Here is a 23686-nt window from a genome sequence, read left to right on the forward strand (position 1 = left end):
CCTCCTCGGTATTTAGCGCACCGCGGCAATAGGCCCTTCGGCACGGCCGTGAATAAACTGGTCCACATATGGATCGCCGGACGTGTCCATATCGTTAACGGGTCCGGTCCATTTCACAACGCCATCGTGCAGCATCGCCACGTTATCGGCAATGGCCCGCACACTGGTCATGTCATGGGTGATCGTTAACGCGGTGGCCCCCATCTCCGTCACAATTTCACGGATCAGGTCATTGATAACACCCGACATAATCGGGTCGAGGCCAGTGGTGGGTTCGTCAAAGAAAATGATTTCGGGATCTGCGGCAATTGCGCGGGCCAAGCCCACACGTTTTTGCATGCCGCCAGAAAGTTCAGCGGGAAATTTGTCTGCAACCTCGGGCTTCAGGCCCACGCGCCGCAGCTTTTCAATGGCAACTTCGCGGGCTTCGTCTTTGGGGCGTTTCAATGCTCCCCGCATCAGGCGAAAGGCCACGTTTTGCCAGACAGGGATACTGTCGAACAGGGCAGCGCCCTGAAACAGCATCCCGAAACGAGCAAGGAAGGCGTCGCGGCTCGCGTCCTCGACATTCTGCCCGTCCACAAAAATCTGGCCCTGATCGGGTTTGATCAGACCCAGAATGCACTTGAGCGTCACGGATTTCCCCGTGCCGGACCCGCCAATGATCACCAAAGAGCTGCCCTTGGTCACGGTCAGATCAACCCCGCGCAGAACGTGGTTGGCCCCAAAGGTCTTGTGGATATCGCGAAGCTCGATCATGCGGCAAAGAACAGTTCAGTGAGAATGTAGTTGGCTGCGAAAATCAGCACCGAGGCCGAGACCACAGCAGATTTTGTGGCCGCGCCAACGCCTTGGGCGCCACGGCCTGATTGCATGCCGTGATAGCAGCCCATCGTCGCTACGATAAAGCCAAAGGCTGCGCCTTTGAACAGGCCGCTGGTGATGTCCCAAGGCTCTAGGAAATCGACGGTGTTTTTCAGGTAGGTCGCCGCGTTGAAGTCCAGACGTCCGACGCCGACCAGATAGCCGCCCATAATGCCGACCGAGTCGCCAACCGCTACCAGCACCGGTACGGCCAGAGTAGCCGCCAGAACGCGGGGCAAGGTCAGGTACTTCATCGGGTGGGTGGACAGTGTGACAAGCGCGTCAATCTGTTCGGTGACCTTCATGGTGCCGATCTCGGCGGCGATCGAACTGGCCACACGTGCCGCAACCATTAGGCCGCCCAAAACAGGGCCAAGTTCGCGCACCATGCCGATCGCCACGATCGAGGGCACGACCGCTTCGGCACCATAGCGCGATCCACCTGCAAAGATCTGCAGCGCCAGCGCGCCGCCGGTAAAGAATGCAGTGAGGCCAACGACGGGCAAAGACAGCCATCCGATCTGGATCAGCGCGTGCCAGAACTCGCGCCCGTAGAAGGGCGGGCGGAACAGGTGGCTAATGGTTTCCAGCGCAAAGAGCGCGACCGAGCCGACCTTGGCCAGCGCGGCCATGACCGCGCGACCGATGGATGCCAGAAAGTGGATCATGCGCCGAGGTATTCCCGCTGATAGCGCGCGCCGAGCGAGGTCAGGATTTCATACCCGATGGTGCCCGCATAGGTCGCCACGGTGTCAACAGTCTGACGCAGACCAAGGAAGGTAACGCTTTCGGGGGTGTGGTCCAATTCGCTGATATCGATGCCGATCAGGTCCATCGACACGCGCCCCAGAATGTCACAGGGCGTTTCGCCCACGAAAACCTGACCTTTGCCAGACTGCGCGCGGATGATGCCGTCTGCGTAACCCGCCGCTATGGTCGCGACGCGGGTTTCTTTGTGGGCGACCCACGTGTTGCCGTATCCCACGCTTTCGCCAATGCCGACGGTGCGTGCTTGGATCACGGGGATGTTCAGGTAGGCCACGGGGCGCGCACCGGTAAAGGGCTCACCGCCGTACATGCCGATACCTGGGCGAGTGACGTCGAAATGAAAATCACGGCCCATTAAAATGCCGCCGGTTGCAGACAGAGACTTGGGCGCGTCGATGCCAGCGGTCATATCGCGGAAAGCTTCGAGCTGCTGCGCATTCATCGCGTGATCAGGTTCGTCCGCGCAGGCAAGGTGGCTCATCACCAGTTCGGGGCCCTTGGCCATCACGGCGTCGCGGATGTCGGCCCAGTCCTCAGGCTCTAGGCCCAGACGGTTCATGCCGCTGTCCAGCTGAATGCCAAAGGGCAGGTCAGGGCACTCGGACTGATGCCGCTGCCACTGCTCGCCAGAATTCAGCATGGGGATCAGGCCGTTGTCGCGCAGGACGGCTGCGTCGCCTGCCATATGTCCGCCAAAAACGTGGATGGTTGCGTCTGGCCCGACGGCCTTACGCACCTCAACGCCCTCTTCGGCGATAGCGACGAAGAAACGCTTGGCGCCTTCGCGTGCCAGTCGGGTGGCGACCTGTGTGGCCCCCAACCCGTATCCATCAGCTTTGACGACCGCGCCAGCTTCGGCAGAGCCCGAAGCTGCAGCGAGGTCGCGCCAGTTCGCCGCAAGGGCGTCGAGATCAATCTTGAGTACAGAGCGTGCCATAGCGCCTAGATGCCATGCCCTATGATAGGGTCAAGTGAAATCGCAGATTGGACGATCCACAAAGATGTGTGCGTCAGCTTAATAATCGCCCTGCTGGTTCTGCTGCCACGGCTTCACAAGGTTGCCAAAGCGGGTGAATTGCGACTCGAACGACAGTTCGACCGTGCCGATAGGACCGTGACGCTGCTTGCCCAGAATGACTTCGGCCTTGCCGTGCAGGCGCTCCATCTCTTCTTGCCAGACCTGCAGGCGTTCCAGATCGTGTTCGCCGGGTTTCTCACGCTCTTTGTAGTATTCCTCGCGGAACACGAACATCACCACGTCGGCGTCCTGTTCGATCGAGCCCGATTCACGAAGGTCCGACAGCTGCGGGCGTTTGTCTTCGCGGTTTTCCACCTGACGCGACAGCTGGGACAGAGCGATCACGGGGATCTGGAGTTCCTTGGCAATGGCCTTGAGGCCCTGCGTGATTTCCGAAATTTCGTTCACGCGGTTTTCCGATTGCGAGCCGCGCAGCAGCTGCAAATAGTCGACCATCAGCACGTCGAGACCGTGGGTTCGTTTTAGCCGGCGGGCACGGGCGGCGACCTGCGAAATGGGCAGCGCAGGCGTGTCGTCGATAAACAGCGGGCAGGATTCGAGGCTTTTGGCGGCCTCGACGAACCGGCGGAACTCTTCTTCGGTGAAATCACCCTGACGGATTTTATGCGAGCTGATTTCCGACGCTTCGGCCAGAATACGGCCCGCCAGCTGGTCGGCGCTCATTTCGAGAGAGAAGAAGCCGACAACGCCGCCGTCCAAGGTGCCTTCGGACCCGTCGGGGCGGGTGCCGCGCCGGAAGGCTTTGGCCACGTTGAACGCGATGTTGGTCGCGAGCGAGGTTTTCCCCATCGAGGGACGACCCGCCAGGATGATAAGGTCCGACTTGTGCAAACCGCCCATCTTGCCGTCCAGATCGATCAGACCGGTCGAGATACCAGCAAGCTGACCTTCGCGCTGGTAGGCGATGTTTGCAGTGTTCACAGCCTCGGTCACAGCACGCAGGAAGGACTGGAAGCCAGTTTCCGATTTGCCCTGTTCGCCGAGTTTATAGAGCTTTTGCTCGGCATCGGTGATCTGTGCGCGGGGATCGGATTCGACCTCGACCTTGGAGGCTTTGCCCTTGATCTCTTCGCCAAGCTGGATCAGCTCGCGGCGGATCGCCATGTCATAGATCATCTGGGCATAGTCGCGCGCCGCATAGGCGGCCACAGCGCTGCCTGCTAGACGGGCCAGATAGGCGGCGCCCCCCAGTTCTTTCAGACCTTCGTCGTTTTCCATGAACGCCTTGAGCGTCACTGGCGAGGCGAGGGTGTTCTTCGCGATCCGCGCTGCGGCCACCTCGAAGATGCGCGCGTGCACGGGATCGTGGAAGTGGTGGGGTTTGATCAGGGTCGCAACCCGATCGTAAATCTCGTTATTCGTCAGGATCGCCCCAAGCAGCTGCTGTTCCGCCTCGATCGAGTGCGGCAGACCGTTTGAGTCGTCGACTTGCGCTTTGATGGCTGCAATCTCGTTCATCGTGATCCTCGAATGATAGTGAGGCCTCGTGTTAACCGAAGCCGGACCTGTCAGGCAAACTGTATAAGTCTGTGGAGAAGTTGTGAATAGCTGCCTACCAGATGTGGTGGGCTTCTGACCTTTTGGGGCAAGGCGTAGGCAGCTTGGCCCCGTGGAACGAAAAAGACCGGCGGGGGATCGCCGGTCTGTCTGATTTAAGGTGTTTCCGATGCACTCAGGGGGCGCGGCGGAATCATTTCTTGTTGGCTTCCTGCCATTCGCGGGGCGCGTTCAGGAATTTCTCGACCTCGGTCAGGGTTTCCTCGTCGAACGCGCCACTTTCCTTGGCTTCGGCCAGAACGTCCCACCAAGTGCAGAGGTAGTGCAGGTCAACGCCGTGATCGCCGAGGGTTTTCTCGGTCTCGGGGAAGATGCCGTAGTAGAAGATCACCGCAGTGTGGCCGCAGGTTGCGCCGGTTTCGCGGATCGCATCCACGAAGGACAGTTTGGAGCCGCCGTCGGTGGTCAGATCTTCGACCAGCAGGACGCGCTCGCCTTCGGTCATGGCGCCTTCGATGCGGGCGTTGCGGCCGTAGCCTTTGGGCTTTTTGCGCACGTAGGTCATGGGCAGGGCCATGCGTTCCGCTACCAGAGCGGCAAAGGGGATGCCTGCGGTTTCACCGCCAGCGATGTTGTCGAACGCCTCGAACCCTGCGTTGCGCATGACAGTGACGGTCAGAAAATCCATCAGGGTCGAGCGGATGCGGGGGAAGCTGATCAGCTTGCGGCAGTCTATATAGGTCGGCGAGGGCAGGCCGGACGCCAGAGTGAAGGGTTCGCGCGCGTTGAAATGGACGGCCTTGATCTCGAACAGCATGCGGGCGGTCAGGCGGGCGATCTCTTCGCGGGTGGGGTAAGAGGTGGGGATCATCAGTGTGGTTCCTTGGGGCGGCGGCGGGGGGGGCTGTCTGCCCCCCGGCGCTGGCGCGCCTCCCCCCGAGGGTTTTTCGCCAAGATGAAGTTAGCTGGCGGCCCAGAAGACCGGGAAGCCGGGCTGGAAGACGGTGACGGGGCCTGCGCCGGTTTCGATTTTGTCCGCGAACTCGACGGGGGCGTCGTGTTTGGTCAGGGTGAGCGTCGCGTCGTTGGGTTTCAGGCCATAGAAGGCCGGACCGTTCAGCGAGGCGAAGGCTTCGATTTTGTCCAGCGCGCGGTCCTCTTCGAAGACATGGGCCAGCAGGGACATGGTGTTGGTTGCCGTGAAGCAGCCCGCGCAGCCGCAAGCAGATTCTTTGGCCGCGTCCGCGTGGGGCGCGCTGTCGGTGCCAAGGAAGAAGCTGGCCTCGCCACTGGTGGCGGCTTCGCGCAGGGCGATGCGGTGCTCTTCGCGTTTGGCGACGGGCAGGCAGTAGTAGTGCGGCTTGATCCCGCCCACGAGGATGTGGTTGCGGTTGATGATCAGGTGGTGCGTGGTGATCGTCGCGCCAAGGTTATCACCGCCCGAACGCACGTAATCGACGCCGTTCTTGGTGGTGATGTGCTCCATGATCACGCGCAGGTTCGGGGTCGCCTTGCGGATTGGGTCCAAAACGCGGTCGATGAACACGGCTTCGCGGTCAAAGATGTCGATGGCGGGATCGGTGACTTCGCCGTGGACGCAGAGGGGCAGGCCGATCTCGGCCATCTTTTCTAGAACGGGGCGAACCTTGTCGAAGTCGGTCACGCCGCTGGCCGAGTTTGTGGTCGCTCCGGCGGGGTAGAGCTTGACTGCGGTGATGATGCCATCCGCGTGGGCCTGCGCCAGATCACCTGCGTCAGTATCCTCGGTGAGGTAGCAGGTCATCAGCGGTTGGAAATCCGCGCCCGCAGGCAGAGCTGCCATGATCCGCTCGCGGTAGGCGGCGGCCTGAGCGCCCGTGACCACAGGGGGCACGAGGTTGGGCATGATGATCGCCCGACCGAAGTGGCGGGCGCTTTCGGGTGCGATGCCCTGCAGCATAGCGCCATCGCGCAGGTGCAGGTGCCAGTCGTCGGGGCGACGGATCGTGATGCTCTGGGTCATGGGCGCGGATTAGCCCAAGACAGGGCATTGCGCTAGTCCAAATGCAGGATCAGGATGCTTGGCCGGGGATGTGAATGCGGCCCCGTTCGGCGGCGGCTTCCAGCTCTCGCAGGCGCTGGGCCAGTCGCGGGGCGCGCATCCGGCTGGTAATGCTGCGCAGGACCAAGGCTTCGTACGAGTTTCGGCGCCGCTGCCGCAGATCCGAGGCCAGAGCCCGCAGATAAACAAGGTATTCGCGCCGCGCCCGCATCAATCGGTGCATTGCGTTGGGATCTAGTTTGCCCGACATCGCTTTGGCGAGCATCCGGTACAGGATCTGCATCTCTACCAGATGATGCTCTAGGTCGTCGGCCATATGGTGCAGACGCACGGGCGTCACGTTGGGGCGCCGGAAGAGGGCCGCATGCATGCTGTCGTAGGTGTCTGCTGGGTTGTAGATGATGTACCCGCGCTCTGCAGCCTCGAGCATGTCGGGGGCGAATCCATAGCGATCCGTGAAAGACGTCATGCGGATTGGGTGAAAGCGTTCGTCCCAGTTGGTGAGTTGCGGCTCGAGTGTCGCTTGGGGCTGGATCGCGATCACTGTCGATCCGGGGCAGGCGACCGAGAATGCCGCCGCCGCGTAACCACAGCTGCCCTTGCCGTAGAATACCACGTTGTCGAATTCTTCGAAGAAGCCGTCATCAATCAGTCGGTCGAACAGTCCATAGACAGGGTCAGCGCGGAACCAGGTGTCGCCGTCACTGATCAGCGCCAAGTGCGACCAGCCCAAAGCCCGAACCAGATCAAAGCCCATGGGCTGCCCTAAATCGGTCGAGGTCTGCGCGCTGTTCAGCGTCTCGAACGTGACCAGAAGCTGTGGTTTTTTGTCGATGAAGACTGCCAGATGCTCGTCACCCAAAGGCTGGAAGTATCCGTGCTCTTCGCCAATCTCGACAAGGCGTTCCAGCCACTCGTCATCCGAGAGGTCGAGCATTGAATCATCGAATGCATTGGCTGTGTCTTGCATCGCGCTCTCTTGGGTCGGTTTCGTTGTTTGTTACGACCGCACTACCGCGGGATTGAGGCAGAATTGCGAAAAACGAAGGTTAAATAAAAGGCTGGCTTACAAATTAGAAGGGGTTAACGCGACCTTAGGTATTATAAATGTGACCTTAATGGGTGGAAATTGGGCGGTGTACACGTAATGCGTGTGATGCTGGTGTATTTGCAAATATGTGAGTTTTGCGGGCGTCCCTATGCAACCAAGGTCGGAATGCCAACCGCAAAAGCGGGCTTGACCCGTCTATCCTGCCATGCAGCAATGACCCCGTGAGGGAGGACATGAATGGAATATCCGGACAGCATCGACGCGGTGCAAGAAAGTCTTGCGCGCGAAAACTACGTGTGTGGCCGCGCTTTGGCGACGGTCGTTTTCCTATCGCTTCGGCTCGGGCGTCCACTCTTTCTAGAAGGGGAAGCGGGCACAGGAAAAACAGAGATCGCCAAGACATTGGCGCGTGCCTTGGGGCGCCCGTTGATCAGGCTTCAGTGCTACGAGGGTCTTGATGCATCGAGTGCCGTATATGACTGGAATTTCCCCGCTCAGATGATCGCGATCCGCACCGCCGAGGCGGCAGGCGGGTCAACCCGCGAGGGCTTGCAGGAAGAGCTGTTTGGACCGGGCTACCTGATTGAACGTCCGCTGCTGCAGGCAATGCGCCCTAGCGAGGCCGGAGCGCCAGTCCTGCTAATCGACGAATTGGACCGCACCGACGAGCCGTTCGAGGCATTCCTTCTCGAAGCGCTGTCTGACTTTCAGGTAACCATCCCTGAACTGGGGACGATCAAAGCGCCCGAACCGCCCATCGTGATCCTGACCTCAAACCGCACACGCGAAGTCCACGACGCTTTAAAGCGCCGGTGTCTGTACCACTGGGTCGATTATCCCGATGTGCAGCGCGAACTGGACATCCTGCAAGCGCGCGTCCCCGAAGCCTCGCTGCAACTCTCCAAAGAAGTGATCGCTTTTGTCCAATCCATACGAACCGAAGATGTCTTCAAAAAGCCCGGTGTCGCGGAAACCATCGACTGGGCAAAATGCTTGCTGGCGCTGGACGTGATCTCGCTGACGCCCGAAGTCATCTCGGACACCCTTGGCGCCCTTCTTAAATATCAGGACGACATCCAACGTATTCAGGGCTCCGAAGCTTCGCGACTGCTCGAAGAGGCGAAGGCTCAGGCAAAAGAGATGGTGTGATGTTTCATCTTTGCCCAAATACTCTCGGGGGGAGGCGCCTCTCGGGCGTCGGGGGGCGGATAGCCCCCCTGCAACGGATGCCGCGCTAGATGGCCGAATATATCCCGCTCCTCCTGCCGGAAAACCCGAAGCTCGCGCAGAACATCGCCCATTTCGCGCGGGCCTTGCGTCATGCGGGGATTCCCGTCGGACCGGGACGCGTGATTGATGCGGTCGAGGCGATCAGTGCTGCAGGTTTCACCAGCCGGACCGATTTCTATCACGCGCTGGCCGCTTGTTTCATCTCGCGGCCCGAGCACCGACTGGTCTTTGCGCAGACCTTTCGGCTGTTCTGGCGCGACCCGCGCTATCTAGAGCATATGATGAGTATGATGCTGCCCTCGGTTCGCGGCGTGTCAGAAGAGCGAAAAGCACAGGCTGCGGAGAAGCGCGCAGCTCAGGCATTGCTCCAAGATGAAATCCCCGACATCCCCGAAGGCGCAGAGGACGAAGACCCCGGAGAAGAGGTCGAGGTTAAATCGACGCTCACCATGTCTCAGGAAGAGCGGCTGAGGACGTTGGATTTCGAACAGATGTCCGCAGCCGAACTGGCCGAGGCCAAGCGCCGCATCGCTGCCTTGCGCTTGCCCGTGCCGCCGTTGATGTCTCGACGCCACAGCCCATCGATCAACGGGGCGCGGATCGACGCGCGGCGCAGTTTGCGCGCGGCTCTGCGCAACGGAGGAGAACTGGGGCAATTGCCGCGCTCTTCGCCGCGGACCCGTCCGCCGACCTTGGTGGCGCTCTGCGATATCTCGGGGTCCATGAGCCAGTATTCCCGCGCCATGCTCCATTTCCTGCATGCCATCAGCAATGACGCCAGTGCAGGCTGGGGCAAGGTGCATGCCTTTACCTTTGGAACGCGTCTTACGAACATCACCCGCCACCTTAAGGCGCGCGATGTGGATGCCGCGCTCGCCTCGGCTGGGGCAGAGGCACAGGACTGGCAGGGTGGCACGCGCATCGGTGAAACGCTTGCTCGGTTCAATCGCGACTGGTCTCGGCGCGTGCTGGGGCAGGGGGCGGTGGTCTTGTTGATCACGGACGGGCTGGAACGCGGCGATCCGCATCTGTTGCAGGTCGAGGCAGGCCGGCTGGGCCGAAGCGCCCGCAAGCTCATCTGGATCAACCCGCTCCTGCGGTGGGAGGAGTTCGCCCCCAAAGCTGCAGGCATTCAGGCAATCCTGCCCAATGTGGACGTGTTCCGCACTGGCCACAACATCGCGTCGATTGAAGGTTTGGCACAGGCCCTGTCCGGTGACAGCGGCGAAAAGCACCGGATGCTCGCTGCGATGCGGTCCATAGACCGTTAGCGCGGCGCCGGTTTGAACATGCCTTGCACGGCCGCTTTGTTCGCCTGCAGGGCTTGGCGTTTGTCCAAATACAACGCCATTCCCTTGGCGACCGCGGGGCGCGCGGCCAGCTCTTCGAGCCAGCGGCTCAGGTTTGGCTTATCGCCCAGCGTCTGCTGCTGCCCTTCCCACAGGCTGGCCCATGGATAGATCGCGATATCGGCAATCGAATAGAAGTCGCCTGCCACATACCGGTGCTGCCCCAATTGCGCGTCCAGCACGCCATAAAGCCGCGCGACTTCCTTGCGGTAGCGGGCCTTGGCATAGGGGATCACCTGCGGCGGCTCCATCTGGGGGGCGTATTTCAGAAAGTGGTGCGCTTGGCCCGCCATGGGGCCCAGACCGCCCATTTGCCACATGAGCCACTGGTCGACCGCGATCCGGTCCCGTTCTGTCTGACCGTACAGCTGCCCCGTCTTCCGCGCCAAATACTGCAGGATCGCTCCGGACTCAAAAATGCTGATGGGCGTGCCATCCGGCCCATCAGGATCGACAATCGCGGGCATCTTGCCATTTGGCGACAGCAATTTGAAATCGTCGGTGTGCTGATCCCCTGCGCCGATGTTGATCAGGTGCACCAGATAGGGCAGGCCCAACTCTTCCAGCGCGACAGAGATTTTCCAGCCATTGGGCGTGGGCCAGTAGTACAGATCAATCGGTGCGCTCATCAGGGTCTCCTCCGCCAAACTCAGCCTTTATCAGGTGGCGATTGTCCCGCTCTCGTCAAGGCTGCCACCCTGTCGGACATCTTGACGCAACGGACCAAGGCGCGTATGCGGGCACCAAGTGGCGCTTTGTTACCGGATTGCGGGCCACGTTAAACAAGCCGCTAAAGAGGTCAGAATAGGGCGTCCCCCGTTGCTGACCGCGACCGGGGGATTTTTTATTGCCTCGCGTTCTCCTCCCGCGGGGCCGAAGGAGAGACGGTATGAAAAAGGACACCTCGCACTGGAGCGCTCGCACCAAGGCCGTGCACGCAGGCACGCGCCGCAGCCAGTATAATGAAGTCTCCGAGGCCATTTTCATGACCCAAGGCTTTGTCTACGACACTGCCGAAGCCGCAGAGCAGCGCTTCCTCGCGCTCGGGGATGACGAGTTCATTTATGCTCGGTACGGCAACCCCACCGTGGCAATGTTCGAAGAGCGGATTGCCGCGCTCGAGGGGGCCGAAGACGCCTTTGCCACGGCCAGCGGTATGGCTGCCGTGAACGGCGCAATGATGTCGATGCTCAAGGCAGGCGATCACGTGGTCTCCGCCAAGGCTCTGTTCGGCTCGTGCCTCTATATCATCGAAGAAATTCTGGGCCGCTACGGTGTCGAAACCACATTCGTAGATGGCACCGATCTAGAGCAGTGGAAGGCGGCGATCCGTCCCGACACCAAAGCTGTGTTCTTTGAGTCTGTGTCGAACCCGACCCTTGAAGTGGTGGACCTGAAAGCCGTCGCCGAGCTGGCCCACGCGGTTGGCGCGCTGGTTGTCGTGGATAACGTTTTCGCGACCCCGGTCTTTTCCAAGGCGGTCGAGCAGGGCGCGGACGTGATCGTTTACTCGACCACCAAACACATCGACGGTCAGGGTCGTGCATTGGGCGGCGTGGTTCTGGGCTCCAAGGAATTCATTCGCGGCACGCTGGAACCCTACATGAAGCACACCGGCGCAGCGATGAGCCCTTTCACCGCGTGGATCATGCTGAAAGGTCTGGAGACGCTGGATTTGCGTGTCAAAGCGCAAGCGGCAACCGCCAAAGCGATCGCAGAGGCGCTGAAAGGCCACCCAAAGCTGGAACGTGTTAGCTATCCTGGCCTACCGAGTCATCCGCAATATGATCTGTGCATGTCGCAGATGGGTGCGGGCGGCACCATGGTTGCCTACGAGATCAAGGGTGGCCGCGATGCTGCGTTCCGCTTTATGAATGCGCTGCAAGTGTGCATTATTTCGAACAATTTGGGCGATGCCAAAACCATCATCACCCATCCGTTCACCACAACGCACCAGCGCCTGCCACAGGAACAAAAGGACCATCTGGGCATTACCACTGGACTGATCCGTATGAGCGCCGGCCTCGAAGACAGTCAGGATCTGATCAACGACGTTCTGCAAGCACTCGAGCAGGCGTAAACTGATCCAGCATGACGGTTGGGGCGTATAATGGGTCGATCATGGCAATGTAGGAGCGGCGCTCCTACATTGTATTAGGCACCAGAATGCGAGGGACGAAGTCCATGAATATTCACACTCCGGAGTTGGACCAGCAACCGACCGAGCGTCAGGCAGAGGAAGCTTTGGCTGTGCTCCGGCGTTGGGCTGTGCATGCCTCTGACACCGAGATTGCCGCTCTGGACCCCGAGCTGCGTGCCCTGCTGCCTGAAGCACGTCCGGTGGACTACCCCGTCCTTTCCCGTGTATATCCGCAGGATTTCGAGGTTGATGCCGAGTATCGCGCAGACCTACCGGACCTGCAAAACGGCCCGTCGAGCCTCATCAGGGGGGCCCGCAAGCAAATCCAGCATGTGGGTATTTCGAATTTTCGTCTCCCGATCCGGTACCACACCCGTGACAATGGTGACCTGATGCTGGAAACCAGCGTCACCGGCACAGTAAGCCTTGATGCCGAGAAGAAGGGCATCAACATGTCCCGCATCATGCGCAGCTTCTACAAACACGCGGACGAGACATTCAGTTTTGAAGTGATCGAAGCGGCTCTGGACGACTACAAGTCGGACCTCGAGAGCTTTGACGCCCGCATCCAGATGCGCCTGAGCTACCCGGTCAAGGTCGAGAGCCTGCGTTCTGGCCTGTCGGGCTACCAGTATTACGATATCGCACTGGAACTCATCGAGCAGAACGGTGTGCGTCGCAAGATCGTGCACCTCGACTACGTCTACAGCTCGACCTGCCCATGTTCGTTGGAATTGTCCGAGCACGCTCGCATGATGCGCGGTCAGCTGGCGACACCGCACTCGCAGCGCTCTGTCGCGCGGGTCTCCGTGGTCCTAGAGCCGGGGCAGGATTGTCTGTGGTTCGAAGACCTGATTGGTTTGTGCCGCAACGCCGTGCCCACGGAAACGCAGGTGATGGTGAAGCGCGAGGACGAACAGGCCTTTGCCGAACTGAATGCCGCCAACCCGATCTTTGTTGAGGATGCCGCGCGTCTTTTCTGCGAGCAGATGCAGAATGATCCGCGCATTGGCGATTTCCGTGTGATCGCCAGCCATCAGGAAAGCCTTCACAGCCATGATGCCGTCAGCGTCCTGACCGAAGGTGAGACTTTCGCCAGCGCGTCCATCGATCCGAAAATGTTTGCCTCTCTCTTCCACGTCGGCTGAGAGCGCGCTTGACAGCGCGGGGGGCTCGGGCCAAGGGTCGCGGTTATGATTGATCTGCGACCCGTCGGATATGTGATCGGCCTGCTTGTTCTGGCCCTTGGCGTGACCATGATCCCGTCCTTTTTGGTCGATCTGGCCGAAGGGCGCGGCCATCGTTTCGTTCTTCTGGAAAGTGCTTTCATCACAATGGCTTTCGGCGCGTTGCTCGCCTTGGCTTGTGCGAATGCGGTCCAAGAAGGGCTGACGCTTCAGCAAACTTTCATCCTGACTACAGCCGTCTGGGTGGTGCTGCCCCTGTTCGGCGCGCTGCCCTTTATGCTGGGGGAAACCGACGCGAGGTTTGTTGACGCCTTTTTCGAGGCGACCTCGGGTATGACGACCACAGGCTCCACCGTGTTTTCTGGGCTCGATACGATGCCTAAGGGTCTGCTCTTGTGGCGGGGGACGCTGCAATGGCTTGGCGGGATCGGGATCATTGTGGTCGCGATGGTGTTCCTGCCTGAACTTCGCGTTGGTGGGATGCAGATTTTCCGCGCCGAAGCCTTTGACACAATGGGCAAGATTTTGCCCCGCGCCAGCGCTATCGCGGCGCAGATTTCGGTGATCTATCTGGGTCTGACCATGGTGTGCGGGCTGTGCTACCTGGTCCTGGGGATGAGCCCTTTTGACGCGACGGTGCATTCGCTGACCACAATCTCGACCGGCGGGTTTTCGAATTACGACGCCAGTTTCGGGACCTTTTCGGGGGCACCGGAATACGTGGCCTCTGTTTTCATGATCCTCGCGGCGCTGCCCTTCGTGCGTTATGTGCAGCTTCTGAACGGAAACAGCCGTGCGATTTGGCAAGACACACAAGTGCGCGGATTTCTGTTGGTGATTTTCACCCTGACAGCCGTGACGACCTTGGTGCTGACCTCCATCTTTCCCCACCATTGGGAGGATGCGGTACGTGAGGGTCTGTTTAACATCACCTCGATCATCAGCGGCACGGGCTACGCCAGCGTGGACTACATGCAGTGGGGCCCGTTCCTAATCACCATGTTCTTTTTCATCGGTCTGATCGGTGGCTGCGCGGGCTCGACAGCGTGTTCTATCAAGATTTTCCGCTATCAGTTGCTGCTGGCCTCGCTCAAGGTGCAGATCCGCCAGATTTACGCGCCGTCGGGCGTGTTTTTGCCGCGCTATGACGGCCGCCCGATCTCCGAGGACGTCATCAACTCTGTCATGGCGTATTTTGTGATGTTCATCGTGTCGCTTGGGGTACTCACCCTCGCACTGTCCCTGACTGGCCTGGACTTGGTCACCTCGGTCTCTGGCGCAGCGACGGCTCTGGCGAATATCGGGCCGGGACTTGGGGATGAGATTGGGCCGTCAGGAAATTTCCAAGGGCTGAACGACGTGGCCAAATGGCTGCTGTGTTTTGCAATGCTGGCGGGGCGGCTGGAGCTTTTGGCCGTGTACACCCTGTTTACCGCGCGGTTCTGGCGCGCCTAAGGCGGCGCGCCGAGCTTGTTTTTACTTCCAACACTCAACGAGCGCGGTCAGATCGCTGGCTGCCAGACGAAGGTCTTCGGCTTCCATCCGGCCCACATCGGTTGTGACCTCGGATGTCACTCCCTGCGCCGCGAGGAATGCCTCAAGTCCTGCTTCTTTGACGGCAAAACGCACATCTTGGGGCAGGGCGCGGCTGCTGTCGCTCTGGGGCACCAGCAAGCCAATCACAGCGCCGCTCATATCCAGAACGGGACCGCCGATATCGCCCTCAGTGGTGTGAGCGGACAGGCGCATGCGTGTCGTATCACCGCTCAGGTCTTCCATATTTTCGATGGTGCCAAAGGTGACCGAAGGCGCCCCGAGTTGGCCGCCAAAGCTGTAGCCCGCGACTGCAATCTCTGTCTGCAAACGAGGCGACGACTTCTGCAGCAGCGCTTTGGCGGGGGGCACCAGCGACTCCATCGGGCGTAGCAGCGCAAGGCCACTGGCAGCATCCACAGCGGCCACGGTCGCTTCATGCTCGCTCTCCAGCATGATGCTGGCGCAGGTGTCCAGACCGTCGGCCAAAGTCACGACTTGACCTGCCCCGTCTGCCCACATACCAGAACGGGCGAACTCCGGTTTGCGCACTTCCAAGCCAGCGACAAGATCAAGGCTCTGAGCGACGTCTAGGTTCAGCGCGCCGCTCAGAATGCCGGGAATGCGCGTAAAGCTGGCCTGAATGCGTTCTAGAACGCGGGTACGGCGGCCTTCGTCTCCCGCAGGCCAGACAAGGGTAAAGCCCTTGATCTCTCCGCCTTCGAGCGAAACCTCTGTGTAGGACACGATATCGTTGTTGATGCCCTCAATGGTGAAACCGTTGCGGCGCAGGGTGCGCGGGCCGTCCAGCGGGATGATCTGCAAGGTTTGCATGATCTCGTAGAGACCGCCCAAGGTTGCGGCATCGCCCGGCTCGCTGATCAGGTGGACCTGTACCGCAGGCTCGCCCGAGGGCAGGTAGCGCGCAAAGGGTGGGCTGTAGCCGTCAAAGCGCAAAGCGCCCATGGGCAGGTCGATCTGGATGCCCGCCTTGTCGTCGCGCACAGTCTCAAAACCCAGCCCGTCGAAAACCGCGTTGTACTGCGCCAAGAGTTCGGCACGCTGCAGGGTGGTCAGGATGCCTGTGGGCTCGAAATCATTGGCGGCCTGCCAATTCGCCATGGACCCACGTGTGCCGCGGCCAAAGGCACCGTCGATCCGGCCTTCGTAGAAGCCTGCCCATTTTAGCGCCACTTGCAGCATATTGCGCTCTTCGGCGGTCAGCAGGGCTTCGCTCTGGCGCGCTTGATAAGGAGTCTCGTCGATGATGACGGGCGCTGGCGCTTCGACCACCTCGGGCTCGAGCGCGACAGGGGCGTCGTCCGTTTGGGGCAAGTCGTCCAGCGGGGTGACTTCGACCGTGGGGGCAAGGGGTTCACCTGTAACCGGCGGTTCACCAATTGGCTGGGTGTTCGCCCCAACGGGCCAGTACTGATCCTGATACTCGCGACCATCGGTGACATAGGCATCTCGCGGGATTTGTCCGGTGCGCAGGTATTCGCGGCGCAGCGTCTCGGCCTGCTGGGGGGCAAATGGCCCCAACGTGATCGCGTACCACCCTGATCCCAAAGAGAAACCGTTCACCTGAGGCAGGGCACCCGCATAGGCCTGCGCGCGGAATTGCGCCTCGTTCAGGGTGGGCTGAGCCTCGATCTGGATATATGCGACTTCTTGGGAAATCGCTGCCGTGGCGGCGAAAACCGAAATGCTGGTCATCAGCGAAAGATACCGATTCATACAGTGTCCTTGAAAAGTCTTTTGTTATGTCCGCTTGCGCGCTTTTGATGCCCAACAAATCTGCCTTCGGGCCGCAGGTCAATAATGCGGGTCATATAATTGACCCTGACCGCCTACGCGACTAGAGAGTGTTGCGCACGAGCCCTAGAGGAATGAGCATGTCAGCACCGCTTGAAAAACCCCGTAGCTTTCAGGAAATCATCCTTCGCCTCCAGAATTACTGGGGCAGCAAAGGATGCGCCGTCCTGCAACCCTACGATATGGAGGTCGGTGCCGGTACGTTCCACCCCGCGACCACCCTGCGTTCGCTGGGCTCCAAGCCATGGGCAGCGGCGTATGTCCAGCCCTCGCGCCGTCCCACTGACGGCCGCTATGGCGAGAACCCGAACCGTCTGCAGCACTACTATCAGTATCAGGTGCTTATCAAACCGTCGCCGCCGAACCTGCAAGAGCTGTATCTGGGCTCTCTCGCCGCGATTGGTATCGATATGGACCTGCACGACATCCGCTTTGTCGAGGATGACTGGGAAAGCCCGACGCTTGGCGCTTGGGGTCTGGGTTGGGAAGTCTGGTGTGACGGCATGGAAGTGTCGCAGTTCACCTATTTCCAACAGGTTGGCGGCCATGACTGTCACCCTGTGTCCGGCGAGCTGACCTATGGACTGGAGCGTCTGGCCATGTACGTTCTAGGCATCGACCACGTGATGGACATGCCCTACAGCGATCCCGACAGCCCGATCCCGCTGAAATATGGTGACGTTTTCCAGCAGACCGAACAGGAATACTCGCGCTGGAACTTCGATGTGGCCGACACCGACACCCTGCTGCGCCACTTCGAAGAGGCCGAGGCCGAATGCGCCCGCATCCTGAGCCAAGAGCATGTCGATCCCAAAACAGGCAAGCGTATCATCATGGCGCACCCTGCCTATGACCAGACCATCAAAGCCAGCCACATCTTTAACCTGCTGGATGCGCGCGGCGTGATCTCGGTCACCGAGCGTCAGGCCTATATCGGCCGCGTCCGCGCCTTGGCGAAAATGTGTGCAGATGCCTTTGTCTTGACCGAGGCGGGCGGCTACACGCCCGAAACCGCATGAGAGCGGGGCAGTTACTCGTGGGCGCGATTGGTGTGACAGCCGCAGTAGCGGGCGCGGCTCTGTATTATTTGCAGGTCTATGCCTATTACGAACCCGTTGAGGCTAGCGGCACAGATGACGTGACCCTGACGGGCATCGTCAGCGAAGCTCCAGAAAGCATCGTCTACGACAATTTTCAGGCCATTGATGCGGACAGCAGCCCGCTACGGTACCGCGCATGTTTTGAAACGCCGCTGTCCCAGTCGATGCTGACCGAAACCTATCAGGACTACCCCAAGGCCGAACCTCTGGTCGGCCCCGGCTGGTTTGACTGTTTCGATGCCAAAGCCCTTGGCGCCGCGCTGGAATCCGGAGAGGCGCTCGCCTTTCTTGGTCAGCGTGACTTTATCTACGGCATCGACCGAGTGGTCGCTGTGCTGCCCGATGGCCGCGGCTTTGTCTGGCACCAGATGAACCATTGCGGCGAAGTCGTCTATGACGGCGATCCTGTTCCCGAAGATTGCCCCGAACCCCCGAAGAGCGTGAACTAATGCCCGATCTGCTGATTGAACTTTTCTCCGAAGAGATCCCCGCGCGCATGCAAGCCCGTGCCGCAGAAGATCTGAAAAAGAAAGTGACCGACGGCATGGTCGAGGCAGGTTTGACCTATGCCCACGCCAAAGCCTTTGCCACGCCGCGCCGTCTGGTGCTGGCGGTCGAGGATGTGCTGGACCGTTCGCCCGACCTGAAAGAAGAGCGTAAAGGCCCCCGTGTCGGTGCGCCCGAAAAGGCGATCGAAGGCTTCCTGCGGGGCGCTGGCGTCACCATGGACCAGCTCGAAATCCGCGACGAGAAAAAGGGGCAGGTCTATTTCGCGACCATTCAGACCCCCGGCCGCGAGGCTGCTGCGATCATCGCAGAGGTTCTGGAAAACACCGTTCGCAATTTCCCTTGGCCCAAGTCGATGCGTTGGGGCGCAGGTTCCTTGCGTTGGGTGCGACCGCTGCACTCGATCATCTGTCTGCTGACCCGCGAAGACGGGGCAGAGGTTGTTGATCTGGATATCGACGGCATCAATTCGGGCCGCGCGACCCGTGGTCACCGCTTCATGGGCGGCGATGCGTTCGAGGTGAGCAGCTTTGACGACTATGTCGCCAAGCTGAAAAAGGCCAAGGTCATTCTGGACCCCGAGGAGCGTGCAGAGACCATCTGGCACGACGCGACCAATATGGCGTTCGCCCAAGGCATGGAAGTGGTCGAGGATCGCGGCCTGCTGGCAGAGGTCGCCGGTCTGGTCGAATGGCCCGTCGTCCTGATGGGTGACATTGGCGCAGACTTCCTGAACCTGCCGCCCGAGGTTCTGCAAACCTCGATGAAAGAGCACCAGAAGTTCTTCTCGGTCAAAAACCCCAAGACCGGCCGGATCGAGAAATTCGTCACCGTCGCGAACATTGAGACCCGCGACAACGGCGCGACCATTCTTGCGGGCAACCAGAAGGTTCTGGCCGCGCGTCTGTCGGATGCGAAATTCTTCTGGGAGAATGACCTGCGCACCGCCAAAGCGGGCATGGATACTTGGGTGGACGGTCTGGGCAATGTGACCTTCCACAACAAGCTGGGTTCGCAGAAAGAGCGGATCGAACGCATCGTTGCCTTGGCCGCCGAACTGGCCCCCGTGGCCGGTGCCGAGGTCGAGGCTGCGCAGACCGCTGCACGCATCGCCAAGGCTGACCTGCAGTCCGAGATGGTCTATGAATTCCCCGAACTTCAAGGGCTTATGGGCCGGTATTACGCCGAAGCGGCAGGCTATGACGCGGACGTGGCGCGCGTGTGCCAAGAGCATTACTCGCCCCTCGGCCCGTCGGATGATGTGCCCACCGCGCCCCTATCGGTGACCGTCGCGCTGGCGGACAAGCTGGACACGCTCACCGGCTTTTGGGCCATCGACGAAAAGCCGACCGGCTCGAAAGACCCGTTCGCTCTGCGCCGCGCTGCGTTGGGTGTCATCCGTCTGCTGCTGGAAAATGATCTGCGGATGAACCTGCTAGATCATCTGTCGGCGGCGGGTGAAGTGAAAGACGATCTGTTGTCCTTCTTCCATGATCGTCTGAAGGTTTACCTGAAGGATCAGGGTATCCGTCACGACATCATTGATGCCTGTTTGGCGATGGACGGGGCCGATGATCTGACGCTCTTGGTCAAGCGCGCGCGGGCGCTGTCCGACGTTCTGGGCACCGAGGACGGTGTGAACCTGGTTCAGGGCTACAAGCGGGCCGCCAACATTCTGGCGCAGGCCGAAGAGAAGGACGGTGTGGAGTATTCCTTTGGTGCCGATCCGAAATTTGCCGAGGTGGACGAAGAGAAGGCTTTGTTCGATGCGCTGACCGCTGCGAGCGGCGCGATCAAGGATGCCCTGTCGTCAGAAGATTTTGCCGCCGCGATGGGGCAGATGGCAGAGCTGCGCGCCCCGATCGACGCGTTCTTTGAGGCCGTTCAGGTGAATACGGACAACGAGATCGTGCGCCGGAACCGCTTGAACCTGCTGAGCCAGATCCGTCAGACGTGCGGTCAGGTCGCCGATCTGGGCCGGATCGAGGGGTAAACCCCGCCTGAACGGCGCGGGGCGGCCTAGGTGCTTGGGGGCGCTGCCCCCACACCCCCGGAGTATTTTTGCAAAGATGAAGAAGAGGCGCTTGCTCGGACAGAGTTAGCGCCTATTCTGTGCGCAGCGAAAGAGGTGCTGCAGTGCAGAATTTTGATGAAAACGTCACCCTGATCACCCCATCGGCCCCCGTGGCCGTGGCGACCCATGGCGGGCGGGCGAAGTGTCTGCAGCGGCTTGTGCGCATGGATTTGCCTGTGCCTGACACGGTTGCGCTGTCTTTTGCGGCGGTAAAACTGATCGCTTCGGGGCGGGTGCCGGATGTCTCTCGTATTCTGGAGCCGTTCGGCGAGGGCGCTCTGATGTGTGTGCGCCCATCGTCAGAGGACCCCGATTGGGGCGGTCCGGGGGCTGTTCTGAACATCGGGATGAACGACGCCACATATGTGGATCTGTCAGACAAGATCGGGCATGAGGCCGCAGCAGAACTGTATCTGCGTTTCGTCAAGAATTTTGCAGTGCACGTGGCGCGGTTGGATCCGGACGTGTTTGACGAGATCACCGAAGAGGGCTCGGCGGGCCTTGGGGCCGCTTTGGCGGCATATGAGGCTGAGACTGATGAGCGGTTCCCGCAGGACGCTGGCCAGCAGTTGACCGAAGTGTTGCGCTCGATGGCGCGCGCTTGGGAAGGGACCAGTGCGCGGCTCTTGCGGCAGGCCAAAGGGGCCCCTGCGGATGCAGGGCTCGGGCTTGTGGTGCAGCGAATGGCCTTGGGGCTGGGGTCGGGCGAATGCGGGTCTGGTGTGATTCAGTTCGTGGATTCCGAAACCGGTGCGCCGCGGATCAAGGGCCGGTATCTGAGCCAGAGTCAGGGGCGTGAGGCGCTCTTGCAGGCCGAAGCGATTTATCTGGAGAAAGATGCGCGCGGACCTTCGCTAGAAGAACACGCGCCGGATGCCTTCGAAAAGCTCAAGGATTTCGGATCGCGGATGCGGACGCGTCTGCGTGAAGAGTTGCAGATCGAATTCACCATCGAGGATGGCGAAATCCATATTCTGGACGGCGTGCGGGTCGTGCGGAGCAACCGTGCGGCGCTACGGATCGCGGTGGATTTGGCCGAAAGTGGTGTGATCAGCCGCGAAGAAGCAGTGCTGCGGATTGAGCCAAGAGCACTGTCGGAATTGTTGCACCGTCAGGTGGATCCGAATGCACCGCGGGATCGGATCGCGCGCGGTGTGGCGGCGAGCCCTGGCGCGGCAACCGGCAAAATCGTGTTCAGTGCGGCGGATGCGCAGGCCAGCGCCTCGCGTGGGGAACCGTGCATTCTGGTGCGGCGCGAAACCCAGCCGGAGGACATTCGCGGTATGCACGCGGCTGTGGCCGTCATGACAGAGCGGGGCGGAATGACCAGCCATGCTGCCGTGATCGGACGCGGTTTGGGTCTGCCTTGTGTGGTGGGGATCGAAGCTCTGCGGTTTCATATGAGAAAGAAGCTGCTGGTGACGCGGGATGGGCGCCAGTTCAAAGAAGGCGATGTGATCACGGTCGATGGTACCACCGGTGATGTGCTGGCGGGCGAGCCCGCAATGCTGGAGGCGGCCGAGGATGATGGACTCCAGACCTTGATGGAGTGGGCCGATGAGTTTCGGGACATCGAAATTCGCGCGAACGCCGACACGCCAGCGGATGCGCAGGTCGCGCGCAACTTCAAAGCGCAAGGCATCGGATTGGCGCGAACAGAGCACATGTTCTTTGACTCTGATCGCCTGACCGCCATGCGCGAGATGATCTTTGCCCATGCGGTCGAGGACAGGCGTGCCGCGCTCGAGCGGATTTTGCCCATGCAGCGGGCGGACTTTATCGATCTGTTCCGGATCATGGCTGGGCTGCCCGTGTGTATTCGCCTGTTCGACCCGCCGCTGCATGAATTCCTGCCGTCGGACCGCGCTGGGCTTCTCAACTTGGCAGAGGCGTTGGACCTGCCGGTATCAGACGTGACCCGCCGTGCCGAAGAGCTGGAGGAATACAACCCGATGCTTGGTCTGCGGGGGGTCCGTCTGGGCGTGACCGTTCCCGAGATCTACGAGATGCAGGCACGCGCGATCTTCGAGGCCACGATCGCCACCCAAAAAAGCGGGGCGACCGTTGTGCCAGAGATCATGATTCCGCTCGTCTCCGCAAAGCGCGAGGTCGAGCTGGTAAAGACCCGCGTTGATGCGGTCGCTGCGGCTGTGCGGACCGAAACGGGGCAGGACTTTACATACCGCCTTGGCGTGATGGTCGAGACCCCGCGCGCCTGTTTGCGGGCAGGGGACATCGCCAGCCATGCGTCGTTCTTTAGCTTTGGCACCAACGACCTGACCCAGATGACATACGGCCTGTCGCGCGACGATGCGGGCCGCTTCATGTCCAACTATGTAAGCGAGGGGGTCTTTCCCGAAGATCCGTTCCATAGGCTCGACACCGAGGGTGTGGGCGAGTTGCTCGACTTGGCGGCGACCCGCGCCAGAGACGCGCGCCCAAATATTACGCTATCAATTTGCGGAGAACACGGCGGCGATCCCGAATCAATTGCATTCTGTCGAAAGGCGGGTTTCAACTATGTTTCGTGCTCACCATTCCGTGTTCCGGGTGCCAGATTGGCAGCCGCGCAATTCGCGTTGAGTGAGCGTGAAACGCGCTAAGTGCCTGTAACAGAAGTGTAAAACCTCAGGTCGCGAAAGAATGTCGCGTGACGCCAAAAGGTTACATGCCTTTAAGACACCTCTGAGAGTATTGAAAAAGGAGGCCCAAGTCGGGTACGTCCTTCGCCGGACCGCTGGACGGTTCTGATGACGAGGATAAGGCATGCGTTTTGGCATTCTGAAAGTAGCAGCTCTGGGACTTCTGGTACTCGCACCGGGAGCCGTCTTTGCGGATGCTTTGAATGCGCGCCTGACTGACCTACTCGGGCAAGAGAAAGAGGCCCTCGCCGCCGTCTCGTCCAAACACTTAGGCAGCCTGACACGTTTGCCGAAAAAGGCCAAAGAGGCCGCAATCGCCAAGACGCCTCAGGTCGAATACTCCAAACAGTTTCTGGCCGAGCTGCCCAAGGCCAAAGGCGGGGACGAGTTTCAATGTCTGGCAGAGGCGCTTTATTTCGAAGCGCGTGGTGAAACGGTCAAAGGCCAGTTCGCGGTGGCTGAAGTCATCTTGAACCGTGTCGATAGCAAGAAATTCCCCGATACTGTTTGCGCCGTCGTCAATCAGGGCACAGGACGCAAATACGCCTGCCAATTCACCTACACGTGCGATGGCTATGCCGAAGTGATCAACGAGCCCAAGGCCTACGAGCGCGTGGCTAAAGTGGCCCGCATCATGCTGGACGGCGGTGATCGCACTCTGACCGATGGTGCCACGTTCTATCACACCAAAGCTGTGCGTCCCCGTTGGGCCTCCAGCTTTAACCACACCGCCACGATTGGTGTGCACAAATTCTACAGCGCGACCTCTCGTCTGACACAGCGATAACGCCTGCCTGTCGCGGTTGTTCCCCGATATGCCGCCTCGGAGTTGGCATTTGCAGCCATAGC

At 60.3% G+C, this 23686-nt stretch carries 19 protein-coding genes and 1 riboswitch; of the genes, 10 read left to right on the top strand and 9 right to left on the bottom strand.

Annotation, left to right across the window (positions count from 1 at the left end; genetic code table 11):
* Positions 1-12: 12 nt before the first annotated feature.
* The 7 genes from N4A58_RS09090 to N4A58_RS09120 all read right to left on the bottom strand — a co-directional run bounded on the left by N4A58_RS09090 (position 13) and on the right by N4A58_RS09120 (position 7179).
* Positions 13-759, bottom strand: coding sequence for an ABC transporter ATP-binding protein (locus N4A58_RS09090; RefSeq protein ID WP_293709006.1), 747 nt, complete (start codon positions 757-759; stop codon positions 13-15).
* Entirely contained in the window at positions 756-1532 is a 777-nt protein-coding gene (locus N4A58_RS09095; RefSeq protein WP_072706870.1) for an ABC transporter permease, read from the bottom strand. Before N4A58_RS09095 ends, N4A58_RS09090 begins: the two co-directional genes overlap by 4 nt.
* Positions 1529-2569 (bottom strand): alanine racemase, encoded by a 1041-nt coding sequence (gene alr / locus N4A58_RS09100; RefSeq protein ID WP_293709007.1) that lies wholly within the window; start codon positions 2567-2569, stop codon positions 1529-1531. Before alr ends, N4A58_RS09095 begins: the two co-directional genes overlap by 4 nt.
* A 78-nt stretch (positions 2570-2647) precedes the next feature.
* Positions 2648-4129: a replicative DNA helicase gene (locus N4A58_RS09105; RefSeq protein WP_293709008.1), complete on the bottom strand. Its 1482-nt coding sequence runs from the start codon at positions 4127-4129 to the stop codon at positions 2648-2650.
* A gap of 232 nt (positions 4130-4361) precedes the next feature.
* A complete protein-coding gene (locus N4A58_RS09110) occupies positions 4362-5039 on the bottom strand; it encodes an orotate phosphoribosyltransferase (RefSeq protein WP_293709009.1) in 678 nt (225 codons plus the stop codon).
* A gap of 90 nt (positions 5040-5129) precedes the next feature.
* Positions 5130-6170, bottom strand: coding sequence for a dihydroorotase (pyrC, locus tag N4A58_RS09115; protein ID WP_293709010.1), 1041 nt, complete (start codon positions 6168-6170; stop codon positions 5130-5132).
* 49 nt (positions 6171-6219) lie between these two features.
* On the bottom strand, positions 6220-7179 hold the full coding sequence (locus tag N4A58_RS09120) for a phosphoadenosine phosphosulfate reductase (protein WP_293709011.1): 960 nt from the start codon (positions 7177-7179) through the stop codon (positions 6220-6222).
* 318 nt (positions 7180-7497) lie between these two features.
* Here N4A58_RS09120 and N4A58_RS09125 point away from each other — a divergent pair, with 318 nt between their 5' ends.
* Complete coding sequence (locus N4A58_RS09125; RefSeq protein ID WP_293709012.1) at positions 7498-8409, top strand: MoxR family ATPase; 912 nt, start codon at positions 7498-7500, stop codon at positions 8407-8409.
* Positions 8410-8498: 89 nt separating this feature from the next.
* Positions 8499-9761: a VWA domain-containing protein gene (locus tag N4A58_RS09130; protein WP_293709013.1), complete on the top strand. Its 1263-nt coding sequence runs from the start codon at positions 8499-8501 to the stop codon at positions 9759-9761.
* Here the strand turns inward: N4A58_RS09130 and N4A58_RS09135 are convergent.
* Positions 9758-10468 carry a glutathione S-transferase N-terminal domain-containing protein gene (locus tag N4A58_RS09135; RefSeq protein ID WP_293709014.1) on the bottom strand — a complete coding sequence of 237 codons (711 nt, stop codon included), beginning with the start codon at positions 10466-10468 and terminating at the stop codon, positions 9758-9760. The two genes, N4A58_RS09130 and N4A58_RS09135, sit on opposite strands and share 4 nt — an antisense overlap.
* A 108-nt stretch (positions 10469-10576) precedes the next feature.
* A riboswitch (SAM riboswitch) is annotated at positions 10577-10654 on the top strand.
* 74 nt (positions 10655-10728) lie between these two features.
* On the opposite strand from N4A58_RS09135, the gene metZ reads away from it, so the two are divergent.
* The 3 genes from metZ (at position 10729) to N4A58_RS09150 (ending at position 14621) form a co-directional block, all read left to right on the top strand.
* Entirely contained in the window at positions 10729-11919 is a 1191-nt protein-coding gene (metZ, locus tag N4A58_RS09140) for an O-succinylhomoserine sulfhydrylase (protein ID WP_293709015.1), read from the top strand.
* A 104-nt stretch (positions 11920-12023) separates the two neighbouring features.
* Positions 12024-13127, top strand: coding sequence for a GTP cyclohydrolase FolE2 (gene folE2, locus N4A58_RS09145; RefSeq protein ID WP_293709016.1), 1104 nt, complete (start codon positions 12024-12026; stop codon positions 13125-13127).
* 45 nt (positions 13128-13172) lie between these two features.
* Positions 13173-14621 (top strand): TrkH family potassium uptake protein, encoded by a 1449-nt coding sequence (locus N4A58_RS09150; RefSeq protein ID WP_293709017.1) that lies wholly within the window; start codon positions 13173-13175, stop codon positions 14619-14621.
* A 21-nt stretch (positions 14622-14642) separates the two neighbouring features.
* Here the strand turns inward: N4A58_RS09150 and N4A58_RS09155 are convergent, their stop codons facing one another.
* Entirely contained in the window at positions 14643-16436 is a 1794-nt protein-coding gene (locus tag N4A58_RS09155) for a serine protease (protein ID WP_293709018.1), read from the bottom strand.
* Positions 16437-16594: 158 nt separating this feature from the next.
* Here N4A58_RS09155 and N4A58_RS09160 point away from each other — a divergent pair, with 158 nt between their 5' ends.
* The 5 genes from N4A58_RS09160 (at position 16595) to N4A58_RS09180 (ending at position 23624) form a co-directional block, all read left to right on the top strand.
* Positions 16595-17533 (top strand): glycine--tRNA ligase subunit alpha, encoded by a 939-nt coding sequence (locus N4A58_RS09160; RefSeq protein WP_293709019.1) that lies wholly within the window; start codon positions 16595-16597, stop codon positions 17531-17533.
* Complete coding sequence (locus N4A58_RS09165) at positions 17530-18063, top strand: DUF6446 family protein (RefSeq protein WP_072706856.1); 534 nt, start codon at positions 17530-17532, stop codon at positions 18061-18063. Before N4A58_RS09160 ends, N4A58_RS09165 begins: the two co-directional genes overlap by 4 nt.
* Positions 18063-20114: a glycine--tRNA ligase subunit beta gene (gene glyS / locus N4A58_RS09170; protein ID WP_293709020.1), complete on the top strand. Its 2052-nt coding sequence runs from the start codon at positions 18063-18065 to the stop codon at positions 20112-20114. The genes N4A58_RS09165 and glyS overlap by 1 nt, the downstream gene beginning before the upstream one ends.
* Before the next feature lie 143 nt (positions 20115-20257).
* Entirely contained in the window at positions 20258-22798 is a 2541-nt protein-coding gene (locus N4A58_RS09175) for a putative PEP-binding protein (protein WP_072706854.1), read from the top strand.
* A gap of 163 nt (positions 22799-22961) precedes the next feature.
* Positions 22962-23624 (top strand): cell wall hydrolase, encoded by a 663-nt coding sequence (locus tag N4A58_RS09180; protein ID WP_072706853.1) that lies wholly within the window; start codon positions 22962-22964, stop codon positions 23622-23624.
* Positions 23625-23686: the final 62 nt, after the last annotated feature.

It is taken from the genome of Donghicola sp. (assembly GCF_025210255.1).
Classification (GTDB): Bacteria; Pseudomonadota; Alphaproteobacteria; order Rhodobacterales; family Rhodobacteraceae; genus Donghicola; species Donghicola eburneus.